Source organism: Bartonella chomelii (genome assembly GCF_014138465.1).
Taxonomy (GTDB): domain Bacteria; phylum Pseudomonadota; class Alphaproteobacteria; order Rhizobiales; family Rhizobiaceae; genus Bartonella; species Bartonella schoenbuchensis.
The window spans coordinates 167595-190897 of the sequence record NZ_JACJIR010000001.1 but is presented as its reverse complement, the minus strand read 5'-3'; the positions used below and the strand labels follow the sequence as shown (position 1 = coordinate 190897).

The following is a 23303-nucleotide window of genomic DNA, read 5'->3' as shown; positions in this document are numbered from 1 at the left end:
ACTGAAAAAATTTTTGTATTGTTTTTGAAATTTGGTGGTTATGTAATCTTTGAGTCCTTTATTGGTTTTAAATAGGGGTTTTGTTGTGACAAGAAAAATACATAAAAAGTTGCATTTATTAATTGTTGAAGCACGCTTTTACGATAAAATTTCAAATGAACTTCTTGCAGGTGCGGTGAATGTTTTACAAAAAGCTGAAGTAAGTTATGATGTTGTAACAGTTCCAGGGGCACTAGAAATACCTGGTGCAATAGCTTTTGCTGAAAAAAACAATAAAGTATCCTATGATGGTTATGTAGCGCTTGGTTGTGTTATTCGGGGTGATACATATCATTTTGAAATTGTTGCTGATAATTCTTGTCGAGCATTAATGGATTTAACTCTTCATAGGCAATTAGCGATTGGAAATGGTATTTTGACTGTTGAGGATGAAGAACAAGCATGGGCACGTGCTAAACAGAGTGAAAAGAATAAAGGTGGTTTTGCTGCTGAAGCTGCTTTATGTATGATTGCTCTAAAGAAGAAATTTGGAGATAATCATTAAATATGGCTGATATAAAAAGCAAACATTCTTCGCATTTGGCTAATAAACGCGGAGTAGCAAGGCTTGCTGCAGTTCAGGCGCTATATCAAATGGATATAGTTGGCATTGGTGTTAGGGAAATAGCAGTTGAATATAAAGCTTATCGTTTAGGAAAAGATATTGATGGTGATCAATATCTTGATGCTGATTTTCAATGGTTTCGAGCTGTTATAGCTGGTGTTGTACAAAATCAAAAGCAACTTGATCCTATGCTTCAGCAAAAACTTTCTGAAGAATGGTCACTTTCACGTCTTGATTCGATTTTACGTGCAATTTTGCGTGCAGGTTTATGGGAGCTAATGAATCATAAGGACATACCCACTGCCGTTATTGTAAGTGAATATGTTGATGTAGCAAAAGCGTTTTTTGAAGGTGATGAGCCAAGACTTGTCAATGCAATTCTTGATAGAATAGCAAAAGAAATTCGCCTGCAAGGATAATAAAATAAAATTCTAGTATTATTAGAATTTTATAAACGTTAGTTCAGTTAAGACTACAGAGAGGTAATTGATTAACGTGAACTATTGGCAGGGCCTTTAACGACTTGGATTAAAAAAGACTGATCACTACCACCTGTTGGTGTTGTTTGAGTGATAAAATCGAATATTTGACCATCTTGTAGACCATAATTGGCTATCCTTGCGACCTGACCATTTCTATTGAAATAAATAGCCAAGACTTTACGATCAATAATTTTGGTTTTCATAAACCGCATTTTACGATACCGAGTCTGTGAAATATAGTAAAAAACCTCGTTATCATATTTTGTTTTTAGTGAGGGAGTTCCTAGAGCTAAAAGAACCTGCTCCTGACTTGATCCAACAGAAACAGAATCGAGAGCATTTTGATCAAGAACATAACCTTCCTTATAGGTTTGACTTGAAGTTAAAGAATGCATTGAACTGCATCCAGCAAACGCTGCTATACTTGCTATAAATAGGCTAATCAATAATTTATGTTTGATTAAATTTACCAAGTGAGGCATCTGAATGATATCTCCATTTACACATAAGTATAGATAAGAAAGTGACCCGCGATTTTCCAACTTTTAGCTTAATTTTCTATAATCTGCAATAGCTTACAATGAGTTTCTTCTGTTATAAAATCAGTAATTTTATAGAAAACTGCTTTAAAAGTTATAAAATATGTTGATTAAACGAAGTTACAATATACTACATTTTTTTTATTTTGGAGTTATCAATGAGTGTTAAAAATGTTTCTCAAATGATGTTTGCTCTGACTTATCCAGTGTCAGTACGCTCATTGTCTGCTAAGGGGGTAAAAATTCGTATTTGTGCAGATCAACAAGAATGCGCACATTTAGCCAAGAATCATGATTTACTTGAAGTAAAATCTTGTGAAGGAGAGTTTCATGTTTTACCGTGGAAAAAGCGTGGGGTATATGTAAAAGGTTTATTGAAAGCACATATAGTACAATCATGCGTCATTACACTGGAGCCATTGGAAAATATTCTTCATGAGAATATTGATATTACATTTGTTCCTGAAGATTCAAATTTGGTTAAACCAAAAGTATCAAAGGATACAAGGGAATTGCTTTTAGATGCAGATGGACCAGATATACCAGAAGTTTTTTATGGCGATAAAATTGACATAGGTGCAGTTATGGAAGAATTTTTTGAACTATCAATTAATCATTATCCACGCAAAGAAGATGAGAATATGAGTTTAGTTAAAAATTCAGAAGAAATTGAACAAAAAACATCACCGTTTTCTGTTTTGAAAGAATGGAAATGATTATAAAGTATGTAAAAGACACCTGCTATATGGTTAAAGAGACAATATTTCTGTAAGCTTGTTGTAGTGATAATTTTTGTGACTTGTTAAATAACGAAAAATTTCGGTGTGAATTTAAATATAGGATGTGCAAGTGTGATTAGAATTTCTGTAGATGTCATGGGTGGCGATTATGGCCCAGAGGTTACTATTAAGGGGGCAGCAGTTGCGCAAAAACATTTGCCAAATGTTCATTTTTTGTTTTATGGGATAGAAGAGGTTGTTAAGCCAATTTTAAAAAAATATCCTCATTTGGTTGCAGCATCGCAATTTTATAACACAGAAAGTTATACACGTATGGATGAGAAGCCAAGCCAAGCGCTTCGCATTGGACGCGGTAAATCATCAATGTGGCATGCAATTGAAGCTGTAAAAAATGGCGAGGCTGATGCCTGTGTTTCTGCTGGCAATACTGGTGCACTTATGGCAATGTCTCATTTTTGTTTAAAAATGATGGCAGAATCTAACCGTCCTGGAATTGCTGGTATTTGGCCAACTCTTCGTGGGGAGAGTATTGTGCTGGATATTGGTGCAACAATTGGTGCATCTGCTGATCAATTGGTTGATTTAGCGGTTATGGGTGCCGGTATGTTTCGTACTTTATATAATGTTGAAAAACCAAGCGTTGGACTTTTGAATGTAGGTGTTGAAGAGGTAAAAGGCTTGGATGAAATCAAAAAAGCTGGAATAATATTGCGTGAAGTGCAATTAGAAGGGTTAGAATATAAGGGGTTTATTGAAGGCAATGATATTGGAAAAGGGGTAGTCGATGTGGTTGTCACCGAGGGGTTTTCCGGTAATATTGCTTTAAAAGTTGCAGAAGGAACTGCACGGCAAATAGCTGGGCTTTTGAATAGTGTTATGCGCCGTTCTATTTTTTCACGCCTTGGATACGTTTTGTCTCGAGGTGCTTTCCGTCAGCTGAAACAGAAAATAGACCCTGATCGGATTAATGGTGGTGTGCTTTTAGGTTTAAATGGTATTGTTATCAAAAGTCATGGTGGTGTTAGTGCTGGCGGTTTTGCTTCTGCTATTCGCATTGGTTATGAAATGGTAAATAATGAACTTTTGAAAAAAATAGTTGAAGATTTACGACACTTTCATGAAAATAAAATGACACTTTGAAAATGGTGAAGGTAGAGCTGTCAATTAATATGCAAACAATATGATCGGTATTCGTAGTAGAGATAAAAAATTCTAAGAGAGGGTGAGGACTGTATGATTCGATCAGTTATATGTGGTGTGGGAAGTGCTTTACCAAAAAAAAGTTTATCGAATGATGAGATTACCAAATTTGTTGAGACATCTGATTCGTGGATTGTTCAACGTACAGGAATTCGCCAACGTTACATTGCTGATACAAATGAGACGACTGTTTCTTTAGGGGTAGCAGCTGCACAAGCTGCACTTGAAAATTCAGGCATGGCAATAGAAGATATTGATTGTATTATTTTAGCTACTTCGACGCCTAACCATACTTTTCCTGCTTCCGCCGTTGAAATTCAACATGCTTTGGGAATGAAGCATGGTTTTGCTTTTGATATTCAAGCTGTTTGTTCTGGTTTTATTTTTGCATTGACAACAGGAGATGTATATTTACGTTGTGGAGCAGCAAAAAGAATCTTAGTAATTGGATCTGAGACATTTTCTCGGATTTTAGATTGGCAAGATCGTACGACATGTGTTTTATTTGGTGATGGTGCAGGTGCAGCTATTTTGGAAGCGCAAGAAGTTGAAGGTAATATTATTGTTGATAGTGGTATATTGTCTGCAAAATTGCGCTCTAATGGTGCATATGTAGATAAATTATATGTTGATGGTGGTCCTTCAACTACACAAACAACAGGTCATTTACGCATGAAAGGACGAGAGGTTTTTAAACATGCAGTTGGTATGATAACCGATGTGATTGATGATTGTTTTGCAGCTGTTAATATGAATTCTTCTCAGTTGGATTGGTTTGTACCTCATCAGGCTAATAGGCGTATTATTGAAGCCTCGGCTAAAAAGCTAGGGATCACATTAGATAAAGTTGTGATGACTGTTGATCAACATGGTAATACGTCTGCGGCATCAGTGCCATTAGCTTTAACAACTGCTGTTCAAGATGGAAGAATTAAAAAAGGAGATCTCATTATGTTAGAAGCCATGGGGGGGGGGTTTACCTGGGGGGCGATTCTTGTTCGTTGGTAGATTATTAGCGGCTTGACCATATTTGAATAAAACGTATAAATCGTTTTGTAACTTTAAATTTTAATAGGTGGTTATGATGACAGGTAAGACAGTAACACGTGCAGATTTGGCCAGTGCGGTTTGTAAGAAAGTGGGCTTGTCATATACTGAATCGTCAGCTTTGGTTGAGTTGATTTTGGATGAGATTTGCAATTCACTTGTAAAGGATGAAGTGGTTAAATTATCTTCTTTTGCGACTTTTCAAGTTCGTAGTAAAAGTGAACGAATTGGGCGCAATCCCAAAACAGGTATTGAAGCACCTATTCCACCACGGCGTGTGGTAACATTTAAAGCTGCGAATATACTGAAAAAAAGAATTTTAGATGCTCATCGTGCAAAGCAGAAGTAGATCCATATAAATAAGAGATATTTTAAATATCTGAGGTTTGATGAAGAATTTAATATGGGTAATTTTTTCTGTTTAAGTAACAGATTTTGTATTAAAATATAATTGAGGATAATCTCTATTTTTGATCAATCGTAGCAAGAAATTTAAACTTATTCAGTTATTATAAAATCATTAGTACAATATTTAAATAAGGTATTGCAAAATGGACAAGAGCCCTGATGCTTTTCGGACAATTAGCGAAGTAGCAGAATTACTGGGGCTGCCACAGCACGTGTTAAGATTTTGGGAAACACGTTTTGTTCAGATTAAGCCACTAAAGCGTGGTGGTGGAAGGCGTTATTATCGTCCTGTTGATGTTGATTTGCTCAATGGTATTAAACAATTACTTTATGGAAAAGGTTATACTATAAAGGGTGTACAACGCCTTTTAAAAGAAAATGGCACTTCTTTTGTTATTGCACTTGGTAATAGCGATCTTGGTGACATGAATGTTATAATAGAAAAAGAATGTGCAGAACAAACATCTGAATCTACCAAAATTAATGAATCCACTAAAACTAAGTCAAAAAAGGCAGCGTTTGGACTTTTAGGGTTTATGAAGGGTGAAGAAGAATCTGTAGGTGCCGTAAAAAGCCATCAAGACAAGACTGATAAAGCATTATTACAGGAAACACTCTTCGAATTGATTGAATGTAAACGCATGCTTGATAGAGCACGATAAGCGGTCAATAATTCTAGATTTAGCACAATTACTTTCATTATTGAATGTTTATTAAACGGCGTAAATCTGGGGGAGTTGCTTCATTTGAGAGTTGTTTCATTACTTCTTCTATAGATAAAACAGTCTGATCCGTGCTTCCTAAACGGCGCATACTCACACTATTTGTTTCAGATTCACGTTTACCGCATACAAGGATTACAGGGACTTTTTGTAAAGAATGTTCACGTATTTTATAATTAATTTTTTCATTACGAAGATCTGCTGTGGCTGAAAGGCCAATGGCTTTGAGTTTTTTCGTTATTTTTTCTGCATATTCATTTGCTTCAGATGTGATTGGTGCGACAACGACCTGTTGAGGGGCCAGCCAAAGCGGCATATGTCCAGAAAAATTTTCAATTAATATGCCAAGAAAACGTTCCATTGACCCCAAAATAGCTCTATGAATCATAACAGGCTGACGTTTTTCTGAATCCTTATCAATATAGAATGCCCCAAAACGCTCAGGTAGATTGAAGTCTACTTGTGTTGTTCCACATTGCCATTCGCGACCAATAGCATCTTTCAATGTATATTCAAATTTTGGTCCATAAAATGCACCTTCACCTGGAAGAATGCTTGTTTTAATACGTCCTTCTGATTTTTTCTCAATAGTTTTAAGAACAGATAACATTATATTTTCACAATGGTCCCATAATTCATCAGAACCGACACGTTTTTCTGGACGCGTTGAAAATTTAAGACTAATTTCTTCAAAACCAAAATCTGCATAAGTTGATAAAATTAAATCATTAATATTAAGACATTCATCAGCTAATTGTTCATCTGTACAAAAAATATGTGCATCATCTTGTGTAAAGCTACGAACGCGCATAAGACCGTGTAGAGAACCTGAAGGTTCATAACGATGGACAATACCAAACTCAGCAAGTCTAATAGGCAAATCTCTATAAGACTTTAAACCATGTTTAAAAATTTGCACATGACCAGGGCAATTCATGGGTTTGAGAGCGTAAATACATTGATCATCCCAGTCATCAGCGGCTGGGGTTGTTTGAAACATATTTTCCTTATACCATCCCCAATGACCCGATATTTCCCAAAGTGATTTATCTAGAACTTGTGGTGCGTTAACTTCGTCATATTTATGATCATCAAGGCGGCGACGCATATAGCTAATTAAATTTTGAAACATTTTCCAACCTTTTGGATGCCAGAAAATCATTCCTGGGCTTTCTTCTTGGAAGTGAAATAAATCCATTTCACGCCCTAAGCGGCGATGATCGCGTTTTTCTGCTTCTTCTAGCGTATGGAGATAGGCTTTTAGGTCATTTTCGTTAGCAAATGCTGTACCATAAATTCTCGTTAACATAGGATTATTGGCATCCCCACGCCAATAAGCTCCTGCGACTTTCATTAGTTTGAAGGCATTGCCAATTTGGCCAGTAGATTGCATATGTGGACCACGACAAAGATCAAACCAATCTCCTTGATAATAAACTTTTACGTCTTGATCTTCAGGGATAGCATCAATAATCTCAACCTTATACAATTCGTTTTTTTCAGAAAAAATTTTCTTAGCTTTTTCACGAGACCAAATTTCTTTTCTGAAAGGTTTGTTTCGTTGAATAATTTCACGCATTTTTTTTTCAATAATGGTGAGATCATCTAACGTAAAAGGTTGTTTACGTGCAAAATCATAATAAAAACCATTTTCAATAACGGGGCCAATTGTAACTTGTGTTTCAGGAAACAGTTCCTGTACTGCTTCAGCTAAAACGTGGGCACAATCATGGCGTATCAATTCAAGTGCACGTGGATCGTCGCGAGTGATAATTTCCACTTGTCCAGATTGTTCTAATGGATCTGAAAGGTCTCGGATGATTCCGTTAAGGCTATAGGCAACTGCTTTTTTTGCGAGTGATTTAGAAATAGACTCGGCCAATTCTAAACCTGTCATTTCAGAAGGGTAATCACGTTTTGAACCATCAGGAAAAGAAAGAAAAATAAGGTCAGACATGAAACACCCCTTTAGTCCAATTCCGCCAACGATTGCGGATGGTTTTGTGAAAATTTAACAATAGTCAGATAGAGTTAGTAGATTAATTTTCTATCAATATGCATAAAAAAAGAAAAGTAATTATTTATCATGTTTAGCAGAAATTTTCCAATAGCGCCAAGGTTTATAGGAGTAATCAAGAGAAGTTGGTACAGGATCAAAACCATATGTTCCAAATGGGCCACAACGTATGATACGAAAAAAGCCCATCCATGCACCCGCCCACAAACCATAGCGTGCAATCGCTTCATAGGCATATTCTGAGCAAGTTGGAAGATGGCGACATTGATTTCCAATCAAACTGGAAAGTGTTATTTGATAAAGACGTATCAACGTAGTACCAAGTAATCGTCCGAGTGTTTTTCGCCAAGGACCTGTATAATTGCGAGTTTGTATTTTTTTTTGTTTGGGCTGTAATTTAACCATTTATTTTTTCTTCAATTTGTTCAATACAATCTACCACTGCATCAAAGGTAAGCATTGTTGAAGCATGGCGTTCTTTATAATCCTTAATAGGTTGCAAACAGGAAAATGCTTCAAATGGAGCTGGGGGAGGGGGGCCATTTTCTGTTAACATATAAAGGATAGTTTCACGTAATGCTTTAAGATCTTGCATTTTTTTGCCAATAATATGATGCGCTAAAATAGAAGATGAAGCCTGTCCAAGTGCACATGCATATACTTCATGAGCAAAATCTATAACAATATCATTGTCTACTTTTAAATCTACAAGAACTGTTGATCCGCAAAGACGTGCATGTTTTTTTGACGTTGCATCAGGATTATTAAGACGCCCAATTCTACTTATATGGGCAGCATATTCAAGAATTTTATCGCTATAAATGTTGTCCATCATGAGCTGTTGCTTGGAATTTTAAGAGTTTTCACTATTCAAGCTTTTAATTCACTTGCGTAAAGATTATTATAAAATAAATAATGTATATTAAATTATTTTATACATAATAAGCTGGAGTTTTTTAAATGCATAGTCCTATGAAAGGAATCGCTAAAGATCTTTCTCTATCTGAGAAAAAGCGTCCTAATTTTGAAGAAGTGGAAGCAGCGGTCCGTACATTGTTGTTATGGGTAGGGGAAAATCCAGATCGAGAAGGGCTTTTAAATACTCCCAAACGTGTTGCTAAAGTGTATAGTGAACTTTTTTCTGGTTGTGATGAATCAGTTGAGGAGATTTTAGGAACAGTTTTTGAAGAGGTTTCAGGTTATAATGAGCCGATAATTATGAAGGATATTAGTTTTTATTCACATTGTGAGCATCATGTTCTTCCAATTGTTGGTAAAGCTCATATCGCCTACCTTCCCGATACAAAAATTGTTGGTCTTTCAAAAATTGCACGTGTCATAGATATTTTTTCTCGCCGTTTGCAAACACAAGAAGCCATGACAGCTCAAGTGGCTAATGCTCTAAAAACACATTTAAAACCCCGCGGTGTTGCAGTGGTCATTGAAGCTGAACATATGTGCATGGCTATGAGAGGAATAAGAAAGCAAGGAGCTACAACAATTACAACAAGTTTTCATGGCTCTTATAAAGAAGATCAAGTTGCGCAGGCTAATTTAATGATGGTACTTCGCCAGTTATGATAAAGTGCGGAGTTTGGCGGTTTGTGTCTAAAATATACTGTGGTAGTTGAGTAAAATAAGTTATAAAAACACGAAAATGGGCTTGTATCGCGCTTTATGATTTGTTAAATCCCCCAAAGTATAATGTATTTGGCCTCTACCATGTGCGGTCGTGGCGGAATTGGTAGACGCGCAGCGTTGAGGTCGCTGTGGGGCAACCCGTGGAAGTTCGAGTCTTCTCGACCGCACCATTTTGTTTATTTAATATGTTGAAATATATAGACTTTCACTTAATTAAATAATTTTAGCCTATCTTTTAGTTCGCCCTTTAGGTTTATACAATTTTACTTAAATTGTTGTTATTTACAGCGTATTGTCTTTGACAGAAATGCCAAGGCTTCGTTTTCCATCTTACTGTTCTACCTAGCCTTATATGGTTTTGGGAATACTTCTTGCATTGCCCAATTGCGAATTTTTGTTATTGATATGCTGAAAGCTGTGCACATTCACGTGTCGTGACATATCTATCGCCATCATTAATATTGTTTCATTTTTCTATTACAAAATGGGTGGGGGCGCTTAAGAGTATGAAAGCGAAAGAGTCTCCTATAGGTTAAGCAGCTTGTGTCAAGATTTGTATTTTTTGTTTTATTTCTTTTTAAAATTTTTGCGACAGCTTTATTGATGGATGTACACTAGTCTGTTCATCATCGCGCGGAGTGCGTTGAATCTCTAAATGAATATGAATTAATTTACCTTTGAGTAGGGGGTCATAACTGAAAAAATACACTATTTTTGCTTCATGCAAACCATTTGGAACTGCATTTGTAAAATACAGTGTGTGAAAAAATATCTTGAGATTATACTTAATACATCCGCTGCTCTTTTAGAAATTTTGGTGAATGTTTGTTAGATTGGAAAGAAAATTGAACAATACAAATAAACGGAGGGAATCTTTAAGGCAGCAACAACAAGGCTAGAAATAGAAGATGAGATTAACAAGAAAAATGATGCTGATATACGCTCTGATCTTTCTGATTAGGTATCTAACAAATGAAGATGCTTCTTGTGTTGGGTAGTTGCTAGTGTATTTTGATCAAAAAATTATAACGAGATCAGTTCAAACTTAGCAAGAGACATTTTAAAGCATAATCAGCATGGACAAAATCTATGTGGGTGGAAGCCTGTTCACAAAACCTGAAAAACACACAGAGCTCACGGAAACAAAACAATAATTGCTTCATGAGGTTATTACTTACCTATCAAGGTGTGAAGATGATGTCTCATTGTATAAAATAGCTTCTGCCGATCAGTTTTGTGTTTATTGTTGATTTTGCACTTCTTATGGATGCACTAAACAATATCCTCTCACATTTGAGACAATGATTTTCAAAAAATTGAAAATTTGCTGTATGATAATACGAATTATTAATGCTACATGAGTTCAGTTGACATATCCAACAATGTTATTGGCTTAAAAGAGGGGAAGAGTAATTATGAAAAATGTCACAGTTAAAAAACAAGAAAAGAATAAAACTGAACAGTTTTCTATGAGAGAAAATCTTGCTGGTAGAGTTCGTCGTTTTCCTAAACCTTCTAATGCAAGAGCAGCTTTGCAGCCTGTTTTTGAAGCTGTAAGTAATGCTATTCACGCACTTGAAGATTCTACGCAAGGTAGTTACAAAAAAGACGGTAACATAGATATAACAATCAAAGATATAGATAATCATGAATTACTTGTAATTATGATTGAAGACAATGGTGTAGGGTTGAATAATGAACACTTTCGAGCTTTTTGCACTATAGATACTGATTTTAAATTACAAAAAGGAGGAAAAGGGGTCGGGCGTTTACTGTGGTTGGATGCTTTTAAAAAAATATCAGTTAACAGTGTATTCCTAGAAAAAAATCAGCTTTACCAGAGAAGTTTTAAGTTTTGTTTAGAAGAGAACAATCAGATTCTTGATCATTCAAAAATACCTCTGATTAATCAAGAGATAACGGGAACAAAAATTACTTTTACAGGCTTAAGAGATGGTGCATACCAACAGTATTTTCCACGCACAAATGAAAAAATTATTGATCATCTTGGGGCGCATTTTTTTGCAGATTTAATTTTAGGACACCTTCCTAAAATAAATCTTCATTTTGATCTGATACCTGTTGATTTAGCGGAGGAAACTAAACAATATTTAGTAGAAAATAGGGGAGAGACTACACTTAAAACCAAAGAGTTTGGTTTATTTAAAATTCGTAATTTTATTTGCAAGGAAGATGCTAGCCGTAATTTCAGAGGAAAGAATCAGCTTCATTTTTTTGCAAATGGTCGCACTGTTATTACTGAATGCATAGATAATTTGCTTGGTTTTGAAACATTTGGAAAAGAAAAGCTAGTGTATCATGGTTGCATAAGTGGTCAGTATTTAGATGATAGAGTTAATCAAGAAAGGACTCATTTTTCTTTTAATAATAAAACCTTAGAAGATATTTTACGTACTGTTGTTGAAAGTATTAGAAAAAATGCTCTCGCTTCAGAAAATGAAGAATATGAAAAAGTACGTTTAAATGGATTGAAAGAGTTTTGTAGAGCGCATCCTGGTTATCACCTTGATAGTTATGAAAATTTATTACTAAAACTTCCTAAATTTGCAAAGACACCAGAGGATTTTGTTAAGGCACTATCTGTTTATAAGCTCAGAAACGAAAACGAGCAAAATGTTAGAATTGAAAAAATATACAATAAAATTACTGAAGGTAATGCCAACACGGAAAATTTTTCCGAAGAAGTTTCTAAACTTGCAAAAGAAGTTAAAGATGGAGAAAGAAGACAATTAGCGGAGTATGTTATACGCCGTAAAGTTATACTTAACATTTTAGAAAGATTAATAACAGAAGTTAAAAAGAATGTTAATGGTCAAGACGTACCACATCTAGAGAAAACGTTGCATGAACTTATTTGTCCGATGGGTGTTCTGGGAAATGATCCGGATTCTTCAAAAAGTTTGAATCATGATTTATGGATTATTGATGAACGATTAACATTTACGAGATATTTCACTTCAGATCGTTCTCTCAAGAGCTTCATAAATGACAGCGAAGAAACAAGTCGTCCTGATTTTTTATGTTATGATCAACTACATACTCTAGGGCTTGAAGGACATTCCGATGCAGATCTCAATAGGTTGATGTTGGTGGAATTTAAAAGGCCAGGTAAGACACAATATCAACAGGGCTATTCCCCCATAACTCAGATAAGTACATACCTCGAACGACTTAAAGGAAAACGTATAAAAATATCTGATAACAAGAGTATAAGAATTTCAGATCAATGTGTTTTTTATTGTTATATTATTGCTGATATAGTAGGTGAGCTTAAAACTCAAACAGCTGCGTGGAAAAAAACAGCTAATGGGCGGGGAAGAATTCAAGATCTACAGGGTGATTATCGAGGATTGGTGGAAATAATAGAGTGGCATGATTTATTGGTAGATGCTAGATCAAGGAATGAGGCATTTATTTCTCAATTACAGATTTAATTTGTAAAAGTGTTAACAACATTTCACGCATTTTTAAAAGAGGTTAATGAAGAGTTAGAGCTTTTCTATTTTCCATATGTTATTTTGCAAAGATCAGCGTGTGTTCCTGTATGTATAAGATCTAATTTGTCTCCTTCAATTCCATTAATTTAGTAATCAATCTGGTTTAATGTAGCTATCGCAGTAACTTGCTTAAGTTCCTTTTTAAATGGTGATCACGATAATGTTTCGGTAACGGCTTTTTTTCGATAAGCAGAATCCCAATGGGATCAGTTCAACTTAGTAAGAGACATTAAAAGATAATGAATACGGAAAACGTTTGTGTAGGTAGAAAACTATTCAAAAGAATTCAAGATTATTTTGATACAAATCTAGCCCACTGTTCCAAGAGAACACGTCGTTGTTCTAAAAAGTCTGTTTGTATATAAGCTTTTGTCACTGAACTACCGATTGAATGAGCAAGGACAGTTTCGGCAATTTCAAATGGTGTTGACGTTGTTTCTGCTATCCAGTCCCGTAAACTTGAGAGAAAACCATGAGGGCGATACTTTAAGCCACAAGATGCCATATACTTTGCCATACTTGCAGCATAAATCGGTTTGCCTTTAAGACCAGAAAATAGAAAACCATTTTTTTCAAAAGGGAGAGCTTTTTCAATTACTTTTAGAGCTTCATCACTTAGCGGCACGCGAGAATCTGAAACTTTTCCTACAATACCTTTCATATTTTCTTTTGGTATCGTCCATATATTTTTATCAATTTGCTCAAGACGCAAATATCGCAAGGGATACGACCGTACTCCAGTTAAAATTAACAATTTCAGTGCTAAATTTGAAAGGAGATCATCATTTAAGTTTTGATAAAAGCCGGAACTTCTCGCCATGGCATAGCGGGAATATTTGTTGATATAGCGCGTGATTTTCCTAAAAGGATGCGTGCTTTCATACAAGCGTGTAAATCAACATCTAAATCAAGAGCAGCAGCGTATTTCAAGCAAATATTAATACGGTTCAGTGCTTTTCGCGCTGTATCTCCTTTTTTATGCCAAAGTGGAGCAAGAACATTGCGAATAATATTCGCTGTTAATTTTTCTATGGGAAGATTACCTATATGTGGAATAACGTGTAACTCTAGTGGAGAAAACCAGCGACCATTTTTACCTTCATTTTTTAACTCAGTTTTTTACTCTCAAAAGCTGCTTGAACAATTTTTTGAAAAACATTACTTTGCTGCCTTAAAATGCTTTGTTCTCGAAACACAATAGGATCATTGCCACTTTTAAGAATATCGCTATAATGTTTAGCAAGCTCGCGTGCTTCTTTTAAAGAAATTTTTGTAACAGAACCAAGCCCCATTTCACGGCGTTTATTGCGGTAGGTGTAACGAAAAAACCAAGCGCGTGTATTGTCTTTTCGAACATTCAACCATAAGCCTGCTCCATCACAATGCTTGCCCTGAGGAGATGTCTTTATAAACGATGCTGATAGCCTATGAATTTGCCCTCACTTAATCCTCTTTCTTGATCACTTTTTAGTCCATTTTTAATTTTTGATATGAGGTTTTTTCTTTAACAATTAATTTTCTTATTGAGTCATAAAACGTTATATACAACAGCACGTCTTTGCACCATTTTATATAATTGGATTCATATTGTTAAAGCTTGCTTTGCCCTCTCGCAGTATTATTTATATTTTTTATTATTACTATTTGTATTTTCTTTTATTATTGTTGAAGTGTGGATGAACACAAAAATTCCTTCTTTATCTATTTTTATTATAATACATTTCTAATAGTAATTCTATTTAAGTTCGTGAAGAGTCATTTTTTACTATAAACTTAAAGCGTGAGCTCTTTTTTTAATAAGGTTGGGTGTTGTTGTAATGAAAATATTTTTAAAATGTGTAATATTTTTTATTTGCACCACTTTGCTCATAGCGTGTACCAATCAGCGTGCTGTGCTTTGGCATGGAGTAAATGCAACACCATCTATGATTGCTACGCAACGAGAAGTTGAAGGTGGATTAATTTCTCCGAAAGCTATTGTTCCAGTGTATGTTGCAACAAGTCGCAGGGTTCAAGACAATTATTCTCAACCTTATGGAGCAGAGCGATCAAATAGAATGTATTATAATCGCGTTGATGTAGGAATTCCTCAACAGCATATGAAGGGTATCGTTGAAAAAAACGCGTATAAACCCAGTCTTGATAAATATTTTACAGCAGTGGCTTTGCAACAATATGACAATAAAGAACGGTTTAAACAGCAATTAAATTTTGCGTTAGCCAAAAAGCCAAAAGGAAAAAAAGAAATTTTTCTTTTTATTCATGGTTATAATAATAATTTTGCAGATGGCACATTCCGCACAGCTCAATTTTCTTATGATTATTCTTTAGATGCAGTTGCTGTACATTATTCGTGGCCTTCTGCTGGATCCATGCCTTTTTATATTTATGATCGTGATAGTGCTAATTTTGCACGTGATGGGTTAATAGAGCTCTTAACAGTTATTAGTGAAACATCAGCTGATCAAATTTCGGTTATTGCGCATTCTATGGGCAATTTCGTTATCATGGAAGCATTTAGAACTTTAGCTTTGCAGAAAAAGTATAAACCAATTTACCGTATTACAAGCTTCTTAATGGCTGCACCAGATATTGATCTTGATGTATTTGAACGCCAACTTCATGATATTAAAAAATTACCTCATCCAACAGCTATTTTAGTATCTCGCAAAGATAAGGCTCTCGCTTTATCAAGGCGTCTTACGGGTGGGCATGCTCGCGTAGGGGATGGTTCAAGTATTGAAATATTGCGCAAGAATAAAATAGCAATTTTAGATTTTTCTAATGTTGATGGTGGGGCGCATAGTGTATTTGCATCTTCTCCAACATTAATGGCTCTTTCAAGAGAAGGGTCTTTGGCTTCAGCGATTATGCAGGGTACGGAATTATCACCTGGTCAAGAGATTTTTGCTGATAGTGGTCATATTTTGAAGAAAACAACAGACTTTATTCTTTCTGTACCTATACATCTTTTGTCTCCTTTGACTAATTATTAAATGTGAGGTTTGTAAAGCATAATATCGAATATCAATGAATTAAGAACAATATTTTGCAGTATTTTAGCACTTTTTTTAGAATAATTTTATAAAGTAAGAGTGAATAGTGGGATAATTTTGTAAAACCAGTCATTAGGTGAGTTTGTGATGGTTACAGAAAAGCACTATGTTAACACATCTACATTAGTTGATTATTTATCCTATTCTGCAGTTAAGTTACTAGATGTTTATGCTATGCTTTTGAAGGTAAAAAAAGATAGCAAGGGAAAAAACCCAGATTTATTGCGTCAAATTGATGTTACTAAAAAGCAGCTAGATGAGATGAGTTATGCTCTTATTTTGGAATATCGCAAGCGTCAAGAACATGAGCGCTTTTTAAAACAAGTTTTAATATCAATTTCTGATCAACTATTTTCATTGAATAATAATTTTAAAGAAACGAGTCGTTTTTTATTTCAGGAAATTAGAACACTTCAATCTCAAATGCAGTGTTTCTGTGAAGGTAGAGAGAAACAATCTCTATTAAATAATCAAGAATCTTCCCGTTCTACGTCAAAGATTGATGAAGTCATTAAGCGATTACAAAAAGCACGAGAAAAGCTTTCTTTTGAAAATCCGCATCTCTTTGAGGAATAAGCTTACATAAAATTAGTACTAAAATGCTTTCTAGATTGAGATTTCTGCTTTGTGATGAAGTTTCAAATTTTTTGGTTACCAAAATAGAAAATATTGATTATAAATAAAACTGTTCTTTTTATTTAGAGATCATTTAATAATGATGGATAATTACTTATAACCTTGAAATTTATAGTGTTATTTTCCCTTAAATTCAATTATTAAAGTATATAATAATACACTATGAATTGAATTCATTATAGTGAATTTGAAAAAATATAAATTATTGTTTATTAACAGAATAATAAAAAGTAATTATGCTTAAATAAAATTAATATATTATGATAAGTATTTTATTATTTTGATAAAAAATAAATACAATTTAAATGATTATAGAAATATTATTATGATTATAGAAATATTATAATAAAGTGAATTTTAAATTATAAAGTACATTATTTGATAAATTATAAACCTACTTATAAACCTTCATTGCTATTTATTATACTTATTGTGTGTTTATCAGTAGGTGGTTTGATTTCTACGGATATCTTTTTGCCTGCACTTGGAGATATGCGTTATCATTACCAGGTTACTGAATCTCAAATCCAAAGTACAATAGCAATTTTTTTATTGGCGTTAGCTTTTGGGCAACTAATCTATGGGCCTTTTAGTGATAATTTCGGGCGTAAAAAGACACTGTTATTTGGTTTATTTTTATGGCTGTTTACAACACTTAGTATAATTTATACAGATACTTTTCAGGTTTTACTTGTATTGCGTTTTTTGCAAGGTCTTGGAGCTTGTGCAGGGATTGTTTTGAGCCGCGCTATTGTCAATGATTTGTTAAATAAACAAGAAGCAGGGAAACTTTATCTAGTTATTTTTCCGTTTGTGGGGGCATCGCCAGCACTAGCACCGTTCATTGGGGGAATATTATTACAGACTTTTCATTGGCAGGCTACTTTTATCTTTTTAAGTCTTTTTATACTCTTAACTATTGTATTATGTTGCTTTGTACTGACAGAAACTTTACCGCCTATAAAACGTCAATCTTTTACTACTGTAAGACTCATTAAGAACAGTTTTGGGGTTCTAAAAAATAAACAGTTTCTCTTTTATGCAATTGTTCCGTGTTTTGCTTACGCGACTTATTTTGCTTATATCGTAGAATCGCCTTTTTTACTAACAACTTTAGGTTTGTCGTCCGCCTACATTGGTTATAGTTACATTGGTGTTTCTTTAACTTATATCTTGGGTAATTTAGTAGCGAGAAGGTTTCTCAAGAGAGAGGTTATGGAACAAACTATACGGCGTGGATATATTATTTTTGTCATAGGGGGAATGTTGTTTGCTTTACAAATATTTGTAAGCCCATGGCCACTTGTGACAAGTTTAATAACTATTTCTATTATTACTTTTGGTAATGGTTTTTTATTGCCGTTGGGAACTGCATTGGCCATTTCATCTCATTCACACGCTGCTGGAGCAGCATCTGGCGTTATGGGAACTTTACAATTGGGTAGTGCTGCATTAAGTGCTGTGGTTATTGGAAAAATATCTGGACATATTCCATGGATTGTAGCGATTTTATTGGCTACATATTGCTTGGTGGGTTTTATCATTTATATTCGAAGAGCGCATTATTTTATGACTTTGGAGATAAAATCGTAAGCTAAATTAAAGGGATACAATGGGAGAATTTCTGCTTTGTAATGAAGTTTCAATTTTTTCGGTTACAAGCAATTTTGAAACACGTTTGAATAATTTAGCTGTTAAATAGGATGTTATGAAGCCTTTTATTTGCAAGAGATTATTAAACACGGAATAAAGGAAGCGGAGGATTATTACTTAGCTTGATAAGTAAAAGAGCGTGTTTGGAATGGAGATGCTTTTTATAACTTTGAGGAGGTGTGGCGTGAGCTTGGCTTGGACGATAGATACGAAAAAAGTTCCCAATTTTTTAAAAATAAAGTAAGCCGCACGGCGGATTATAATTTTTATGTCAATACATTGCTCCTCTCGAAAATGTATGTGCAATGGTAAGTCCTTAAGGGGTCAATTATTAGGTTTATAGAAGCATCATGTAGGAAATTACAGGATATTCTGTAACCTCCTATGATAAGGAGTTTGTTGTGTTAGTTTTGGCTGTTGGATACAGGAATATATAAAGCTAAGGCAAATGCTTCGACTATTTAAAATTAACATCATATCTTTGTATCCTCCATTAAAAATATTTAATAATTGATATTATTTACAACTATTAACTTATATTATGGCTCCATCATGTCGTATACTCTTTGAATATCTGTACAAAATTGTGGAACCTTTTTAATAATTTCACTATAAGCAGGTGTAGTAATTGCTACATCTATTGTAGACACTAGATCTGCCATTTGCGTTTTTGGGGTCATACCATCAGGAGAAGTAAGAAATTTTTCTGCGTACTTAAACATTGGATCTTTAAAATTTTGTGCCGAAATAAAAGCGTTTTCTTTCCAATTATAGTCATAGCGTAGTGTATGTATATATGCTGGCAAGTTTGTCCATGACATTTCTTTATTATAATCACCCTGTAATAAATTTGCATAACGCCCACACAGAGTAATAAGTATGTGACGATGTCGTACTAAATGAAATCTTGAAAAAAAGTTATTATAACCACGAGAGTATATATATGCTGATGCTTTTTGCATTTTTTCGTAGTGTTCTAAATTTTTGTATTTTTTACTCACATATTCGTTATAAAGCGCATTATACTGATTTAAATCATTTACATTGGTACATCCAAATATCACTAAGGCGGGTAATAAAACTATAAATTTGACGATACGTATCATGATATTCTCACCGCCTTTTGGTTAATCAGTAATTTTTTACTGCCGTGTAATCGATTTGTTGAAAGGGAGCAATTTACACTAATTTAGATTGATTGAGATAAAAGTATACTAGATCATGATTTTTTAGCTGGCAGTGGTATAAAAGAGTGGTATTTAATAATATTATGGGGAGCAATGGTCATGACTTTGTGGGGAAAAAATATCTACTGAATGCGATGGCGGCTTTAGCCGCTTTTTTGTGACTTTAGCTAAGGTTTTTCGTCTTGAAAAAAAATGAATAGCGCAAACGAACAGAGAAAACTTTAAAAGTAGCAATAATACGATTTGAAGTAGAAGATAAAGTTAACAAGAAAAGTGATGTTGATGTACGCTCTGATCTTTTCTGAGTGGGCGCGAAAAAATGAATAATTTCTTGTATTGGATGGATGCCAATGTATTTGGAGCAGCAGAATTACAATGGAATCAGTTTAAGTTTAGCACAAGATATTTTAAAGCATAATCAATATGAAAAACATTCGTGTGGATGGAAAATTAACAAAAGTTCAAGATTATCTTAATGCGGTTTGCAAAGACAAATTGGAAAATTCTATTCCCTAAACTTATTATTTCATCCCTAACCTTAAAAAATATCAATAGAATCAATAGGTTACACACTATAAAAAAGCATATGGTGCCCCCAGAGAGACTCGAACTCCCGACCCCCTGATTACAAATCAGGTGCTCTACCAACTGAGCTATAAGGGCATTACTGTATCGGAAGTAACACAAACTTACAAAAAGGCAAATAGAAAATTATAGATTTCAATACATATTTTTTAAAAAGTATATTTTAAAGTTGAAATAGTTGGATTTGTATTATGTTTTTATCTCTTACAATTTTAATGTTTATTATAAGAGATAAATAAAGCGCTATTCAAACCTAATCACTTTTGCTACTGTTTATAAATTTGATCAAGCTGATTTATCAGCAAGGTACTTTTCTAACCAGTGAATGTTATAGTTGCCATCAATAATATCTTGGTTACCAATAAGATCACGAAATAAAGGTAACGTAGTTTTAATTCCATCAACCACAAACTCATCTAAAGCACGTCGCAAACGCATCATACACTCTAAGCGTGTACGCCCATGAACAATTAATTTTCCAATTAAACTGTCATAATAAGGTGGAATATAATAACCTGAATAAGCACCTGAATCGACACGCACCCCTAAACCTCCAGGTGTGTGAAAATGTGTGATAAGTCCTGGTGATGGCGTAAAGTTAATTGGATTTTCAGCATTAATACGGCATTCAATAGCATGGCCAGAAAAACGAATATCATCTTGTGCAACTGAAAGCCCTTGGCCAGATGCAATATGAATTTGTTCATGGACCAAATCTATACCTGTAATTGCCTCAGTTACAGGATGTTCAACCTGTAAACGGGTATTCATTTCAATAAAATAGAATTCACCATTTTCATAAAGAAATTCAATAGTTCCTGCTCCACGATAACCAAGTTTTGCGCAAGCATTTGCAACAATGGAACCAATTTTTTTTCGTTCAAGTTCATTAAGGGCAGGTGAGTATGCTTCTTCCCATACTTTTTGATGGCGCCGTTGAAGTGAACAATCACGTTCTCCTAAATGAATAGCATTGCCAGCTCCATCACCTATAACTTGAATTTCAATATGGCGTGGTTTTTCTAAATATTTTTCGATATAAACTGCATCATCATTAAATGCAGCACGAGCTTCTGAACGTGCTGTATTAAAAGCAGTGGAAAGTTCTTTTTCAGAACGAACGACTTTCATACCGCGCCCGCCACCACCTGCAGAAGCTTTAATAATAACAGGGTAACCGATTTCATCAATAATACGCAGAGCTTCTTTTTCATCAGTTACAGCTCCATCTGAACCCGGCACAATAGGAATTCCAAGATTTTTAGCGGTTTTTTTTGCCTCAATTTTATCACCCATGATGCGAATATGCGCAGATGTTGGGCCAATAAATGTAATTTCATGGGCTTCTAAAATGTCTGCAAATTTTGCATTTTCAGAAAGAAATCCATATCCTGGATGAATAGCATCAGCTCCTGTAATCTCGCATGCAGAAATAATTTGGTGAATATTTAAATAAGAATCACGAGATGGAGGAGGGCCAATACAAACACTTTCGTCAGAAAGACGAACATGCATAGCGTCAGCATCAGCAGTTGAATGAATAGCTACAGTTTTGATTCCAAGCTCTTTACAAGCCCGTAGGATGCGAAGAGCAATTTCTCCTCGGTTAGCAATGAGGATTTTCTGAATCATATCTACCTCTCGCTTTATTCAACAATAATAAGTGGTTCATCAAACTCAACTGGTTGAGCATCTTTAACAAGAACAGCAGTTACGGTGCCTGAACGTGGTGACGGAATATGATTCATTGTTTTCATTGCTTCAATGATGAGCAATGTCTGACCTTCAGAAACATTTTGTCCTATTTCTACAAAAGGTTGTGCACCGGGTGCAGGTGCAAGATATGCAGTACCAACCATTGGAGATGTTATTGCGTTATTTGATTGCTCTTCTTTTGTCGGGGTTGGAGCTGTTAGGTTTGAAGAAGAGGTTACAGTAGGAGCAGGAATAGACGCATAAATTGTTTGTTCAGGAGCCGCTGGAGTGTTTTGGCGTGATACACAAATACGAAGCCCACCTTGTTCAAGCTCAATATTAGTTAAATTTGTATCATTCAAAATTTTAGCAAGGTCGCGGATAAGTTCCATATTAATTTCGGTATGTTTAGTCGCATCCGTTTTTTTTATTGCCATTTTATTTATAACTCCTTGATCAATAAAGATCATCGCTATTTACATTTTTATGCTTAAATGTTTCTAGGCGTTTCATTGCCTTTTTGTCTGGTGTTTTCATTACACTTTGCAGTTTTAGTTTATTCTGCTCGACAAAATCACACTTATAAGCTTGTTAACAAAAAAGAGAAAGTTAGAAAATATATTTTGATATCTCTCAATAGTTTTAGTGGGGTAAAAAAGGGGTTCATTGTATGCTTTCTATTGCTTCTTTTAAAATATCTTCACTTACAGCTCCAATGAATACTTTATCGCCAATAATATGAGAGGGAGTACCGTTAATATTTAATGTGGAAGCAATTTGAATATTTCTTTTAAAGGACTTTCGCAGGTTCGGGTTTTGTATTGCGTTATACAGATCTTTTTCATTTGCTCCTAATGAAACCGCTATTTTTATAGCCTTGGCCTTGTTTGCACGATTCTGGCTCGTTAAAAGTTCCTTATAAAATTGGAAATATTTCTCTGGAAATTGTTGTCGAAAAGCATAAGCAATTGTATGTGCTTCTATCGAATCAGGACCTAAAATGGGTAAATCTTTGATAATTATTCGCAGGTCTGGGTATTCTTTTATTAAGTTTACCATACTAGAGTAAAAACGTTTACAAAAATTACAATTGTAATCAAAAAATTCAACAAGTGTTACTTTACCATTTGGATTACCAAAAACAGCATCGTGAGGAGAATGAAAAATTTCCTTTTCTAATGATTTAACAACAAAAGCTTGTTGTTCCTCTATCCCCCCCAGCTTTTTTTGAAGAACAAGCTGCATTTCAATCATAATCTCTGGATTTTGGAGAAGGTAGTCTTTTACAATTTCTCGGATGTAATCATCGTTTGTACGTGTTGTGAGTTTTTCACTAAGTTTGGATAAAAAAGTGGAATCTTCCAGAAGCTGTATTTTAAGGCTTTCTGTGATTGAATTATTTAATGTTGTCTCTTTTGCTTTTAAACTTGATAGAGGTAAGCAGATTAAAATACTTAACATGACTATCACTGAAAATTTTGCAATGAATGTTGTTGTTAAGTGTTGAAGCTGATGTGTCATCTATATATCTTTATATTTTAATAGAGTATCTATAAAACTATATGGGAAGTAT

Annotated in this window: 20 protein-coding genes, 2 tRNA genes and 2 pseudogenes; 13 read left to right on the top strand and 11 right to left on the bottom strand. The window is 34.5% G+C overall.

The window, feature by feature from the left end; all coding sequences use genetic code 11:
- Positions 1 to 85 precede the first annotated feature (85 nt).
- Positions 86 to 544 (top strand): 6,7-dimethyl-8-ribityllumazine synthase, encoded by a 459-nt coding sequence (locus GGR10_RS00845; RefSeq protein ID WP_182479493.1) that lies wholly within the window; start codon positions 86 to 88, stop codon positions 542 to 544.
- A gap of 2 nt (positions 545 to 546) precedes the next feature.
- Complete coding sequence (gene nusB / locus GGR10_RS00840; protein WP_182479492.1) at positions 547 to 1023, top strand: transcription antitermination factor NusB; 477 nt, start codon at positions 547 to 549, stop codon at positions 1021 to 1023.
- A 71-nt stretch (positions 1024 to 1094) separates the two neighbouring features.
- On the opposite strand, the gene GGR10_RS00835 is transcribed toward nusB, so the two are convergent.
- Entirely contained in the window at positions 1095 to 1568 is a 474-nt protein-coding gene (locus GGR10_RS00835) for an outer membrane protein assembly factor BamE (RefSeq protein WP_010703695.1), read from the bottom strand.
- Between the two features lie 215 nt (positions 1569 to 1783).
- Here GGR10_RS00835 and GGR10_RS00830 point away from each other — a divergent pair, with 215 nt between their 5' ends.
- The 5 genes from GGR10_RS00830 to GGR10_RS00810 all read left to right on the top strand — a co-directional run bounded on the left by GGR10_RS00830 (position 1784) and on the right by GGR10_RS00810 (position 5682).
- Positions 1784 to 2341 carry a YceD family protein gene (locus GGR10_RS00830; RefSeq protein WP_182479491.1) on the top strand — a complete coding sequence of 186 codons (558 nt, stop codon included), beginning with the start codon at positions 1784 to 1786 and terminating at the stop codon, positions 2339 to 2341.
- A gap of 135 nt (positions 2342 to 2476) precedes the next feature.
- Entirely contained in the window at positions 2477 to 3505 is a 1029-nt protein-coding gene (gene plsX, locus GGR10_RS00825; RefSeq protein ID WP_182479490.1) for a phosphate acyltransferase PlsX, read from the top strand.
- Between the two features lie 93 nt (positions 3506 to 3598).
- The gene (locus tag GGR10_RS00820) at positions 3599 to 4573 is read left to right on the top strand and encodes a beta-ketoacyl-ACP synthase III (RefSeq protein WP_182479489.1); all 975 of its coding nucleotides are present in this window, start codon (positions 3599 to 3601) and stop codon (positions 4571 to 4573) included.
- Between the two features lie 76 nt (positions 4574 to 4649).
- Positions 4650 to 4961 (top strand): integration host factor subunit alpha, encoded by a 312-nt coding sequence (locus tag GGR10_RS00815; protein ID WP_182479738.1) that lies wholly within the window; start codon positions 4650 to 4652, stop codon positions 4959 to 4961.
- A 202-nt stretch (positions 4962 to 5163) separates the two neighbouring features.
- Positions 5164 to 5682, top strand: coding sequence for a MerR family transcriptional regulator (locus GGR10_RS00810; RefSeq protein WP_182479488.1), 519 nt, complete (start codon positions 5164 to 5166; stop codon positions 5680 to 5682).
- Between the two features lie 37 nt (positions 5683 to 5719).
- Here GGR10_RS00810 and thrS read toward each other — a convergent pair whose 3' ends face one another.
- From thrS to GGR10_RS00795, 3 genes are all read right to left on the bottom strand, one after another.
- A complete protein-coding gene (gene thrS, locus GGR10_RS00805; RefSeq protein WP_182479487.1) occupies positions 5720 to 7699 on the bottom strand; it encodes a threonine--tRNA ligase in 1980 nt (659 codons plus the stop codon).
- Between the two features lie 120 nt (positions 7700 to 7819).
- Positions 7820 to 8164: a membrane protein insertion efficiency factor YidD gene (yidD, locus tag GGR10_RS00800; RefSeq protein WP_182479486.1), complete on the bottom strand. Its 345-nt coding sequence runs from the start codon at positions 8162 to 8164 to the stop codon at positions 7820 to 7822.
- On the bottom strand, positions 8157 to 8594 hold the full coding sequence (locus tag GGR10_RS00795) for an iron-sulfur cluster assembly scaffold protein (RefSeq protein ID WP_182479485.1): 438 nt from the start codon (positions 8592 to 8594) through the stop codon (positions 8157 to 8159). Before GGR10_RS00795 ends, yidD begins: the two co-directional genes overlap by 8 nt.
- Positions 8595 to 8719: 125 nt before the next feature.
- Here GGR10_RS00795 and folE point away from each other — a divergent pair, with 125 nt between their 5' ends.
- Together folE and GGR10_RS00785 are read left to right on the top strand one after the other, a co-directional pair.
- Positions 8720 to 9340: a GTP cyclohydrolase I FolE gene (gene folE, locus GGR10_RS00790; RefSeq protein WP_182479484.1), complete on the top strand. Its 621-nt coding sequence runs from the start codon at positions 8720 to 8722 to the stop codon at positions 9338 to 9340.
- A gap of 145 nt (positions 9341 to 9485) precedes the next feature.
- Positions 9486 to 9570 (top strand) — tRNA-Leu (locus tag GGR10_RS00785).
- A gap of 83 nt (positions 9571 to 9653) precedes the next feature.
- Here GGR10_RS00785 and GGR10_RS06815 read toward each other — a convergent pair.
- Positions 9654 to 9860, bottom strand: a pseudogene (locus GGR10_RS06815) (helix-turn-helix transcriptional regulator).
- 955 nt (positions 9861 to 10815) lie between these two features.
- On the opposite strand from GGR10_RS06815, the gene GGR10_RS00780 reads away from it, so the two are divergent.
- On the top strand, positions 10816 to 12855 hold the full coding sequence (locus tag GGR10_RS00780) for an ATP-binding protein (protein ID WP_182479483.1): 2040 nt from the start codon (positions 10816 to 10818) through the stop codon (positions 12853 to 12855).
- Positions 12856 to 13210: 355 nt separating this feature from the next.
- Here the strand turns inward: GGR10_RS00780 and GGR10_RS06780 are convergent.
- A pseudogene (locus GGR10_RS06780) lies at positions 13211 to 14351 on the bottom strand (tyrosine-type recombinase/integrase).
- 384 nt (positions 14352 to 14735) lie between these two features.
- Here GGR10_RS06780 and GGR10_RS00760 point away from each other — a divergent pair.
- The 3 genes from GGR10_RS00760 (at position 14736) to GGR10_RS00750 (ending at position 18203) form a co-directional block, all read left to right on the top strand.
- Positions 14736 to 15914 (top strand): alpha/beta hydrolase, encoded by a 1179-nt coding sequence (locus tag GGR10_RS00760; protein WP_182479480.1) that lies wholly within the window; start codon positions 14736 to 14738, stop codon positions 15912 to 15914.
- A 147-nt stretch (positions 15915 to 16061) separates the two neighbouring features.
- Positions 16062 to 16550 (top strand): hypothetical protein, encoded by a 489-nt coding sequence (locus GGR10_RS00755; RefSeq protein WP_182479479.1) that lies wholly within the window; start codon positions 16062 to 16064, stop codon positions 16548 to 16550.
- 441 nt (positions 16551 to 16991) lie between these two features.
- A complete protein-coding gene (locus tag GGR10_RS00750; protein WP_182479736.1) occupies positions 16992 to 18203 on the top strand; it encodes a multidrug effflux MFS transporter in 1212 nt (403 codons plus the stop codon).
- A 599-nt stretch (positions 18204 to 18802) separates the two neighbouring features.
- Here the strand turns inward: GGR10_RS00750 and GGR10_RS00745 are convergent.
- The 5 genes from GGR10_RS00745 to GGR10_RS00725 form a co-directional block, all read right to left on the bottom strand.
- Positions 18803 to 19369: a hypothetical protein gene (locus GGR10_RS00745; protein WP_182479478.1), complete on the bottom strand. Its 567-nt coding sequence runs from the start codon at positions 19367 to 19369 to the stop codon at positions 18803 to 18805.
- A gap of 668 nt (positions 19370 to 20037) precedes the next feature.
- A tRNA-Thr gene (locus GGR10_RS00740) sits at positions 20038 to 20113 on the bottom strand.
- Between the two features lie 207 nt (positions 20114 to 20320).
- Entirely contained in the window at positions 20321 to 21667 is a 1347-nt protein-coding gene (gene accC, locus GGR10_RS00735; RefSeq protein WP_010703712.1) for an acetyl-CoA carboxylase biotin carboxylase subunit, read from the bottom strand.
- A 14-nt stretch (positions 21668 to 21681) separates the two neighbouring features.
- Positions 21682 to 22167: an acetyl-CoA carboxylase biotin carboxyl carrier protein gene (accB, locus tag GGR10_RS00730; protein WP_010703713.1), complete on the bottom strand. Its 486-nt coding sequence runs from the start codon at positions 22165 to 22167 to the stop codon at positions 21682 to 21684.
- Between the two features lie 226 nt (positions 22168 to 22393).
- Positions 22394 to 23251 (bottom strand): DsbA family protein, encoded by an 858-nt coding sequence (locus GGR10_RS00725; protein WP_182479477.1) that lies wholly within the window; start codon positions 23249 to 23251, stop codon positions 22394 to 22396.
- Positions 23252 to 23303 lie beyond the last annotated feature (52 nt).

Coding starts and splice junctions, on each gene's coding strand:
- nusB (WP_182479492.1), top strand. CDS start 547: ATGGCTGATATAAAAAGCAAACATTCTTCGCATTTGGCTAATAAACGC.
- GGR10_RS00835 (WP_010703695.1), bottom strand. CDS start 1,568: ATGCCTCACTTGGTAAATTTAATCAAACATAAATTATTGATTAGCCTA.
- GGR10_RS00830 (WP_182479491.1), top strand. CDS start 1,784: ATGAGTGTTAAAAATGTTTCTCAAATGATGTTTGCTCTGACTTATCCA.
- GGR10_RS00820 (WP_182479489.1), top strand. CDS start 3,599: ATGATTCGATCAGTTATATGTGGTGTGGGAAGTGCTTTACCAAAAAAA.
- GGR10_RS00815 (WP_182479738.1), top strand. CDS start 4,650: ATGACAGGTAAGACAGTAACACGTGCAGATTTGGCCAGTGCGGTTTGT.
- GGR10_RS00810 (WP_182479488.1), top strand. CDS start 5,164: ATGGACAAGAGCCCTGATGCTTTTCGGACAATTAGCGAAGTAGCAGAA.
- thrS (WP_182479487.1), bottom strand. CDS start 7,699: ATGTCTGACCTTATTTTTCTTTCTTTTCCTGATGGTTCAAAACGTGAT.
- yidD (WP_182479486.1), bottom strand. CDS start 8,164: ATGGTTAAATTACAGCCCAAACAAAAAAAAATACAAACTCGCAATTAT.
- GGR10_RS00795 (WP_182479485.1), bottom strand. CDS start 8,594: ATGATGGACAACATTTATAGCGATAAAATTCTTGAATATGCTGCCCAT.
- folE (WP_182479484.1), top strand. CDS start 8,720: ATGCATAGTCCTATGAAAGGAATCGCTAAAGATCTTTCTCTATCTGAG.
- GGR10_RS00780 (WP_182479483.1), top strand. CDS start 10,816: ATGAAAAATGTCACAGTTAAAAAACAAGAAAAGAATAAAACTGAACAG.
- GGR10_RS00760 (WP_182479480.1), top strand. CDS start 14,736: ATGAAAATATTTTTAAAATGTGTAATATTTTTTATTTGCACCACTTTG.
- GGR10_RS00755 (WP_182479479.1), top strand. CDS start 16,062: ATGGTTACAGAAAAGCACTATGTTAACACATCTACATTAGTTGATTAT.
- GGR10_RS00745 (WP_182479478.1), bottom strand. CDS start 19,369: ATGATACGTATCGTCAAATTTATAGTTTTATTACCCGCCTTAGTGATA.
- accC (WP_010703712.1), bottom strand. CDS start 21,667: ATGATTCAGAAAATCCTCATTGCTAACCGAGGAGAAATTGCTCTTCGC.
- accB (WP_010703713.1), bottom strand. CDS start 22,167: ATGGCAATAAAAAAAACGGATGCGACTAAACATACCGAAATTAATATG.
- GGR10_RS00725 (WP_182479477.1), bottom strand. CDS start 23,251: ATGACACATCAGCTTCAACACTTAACAACAACATTCATTGCAAAATTT.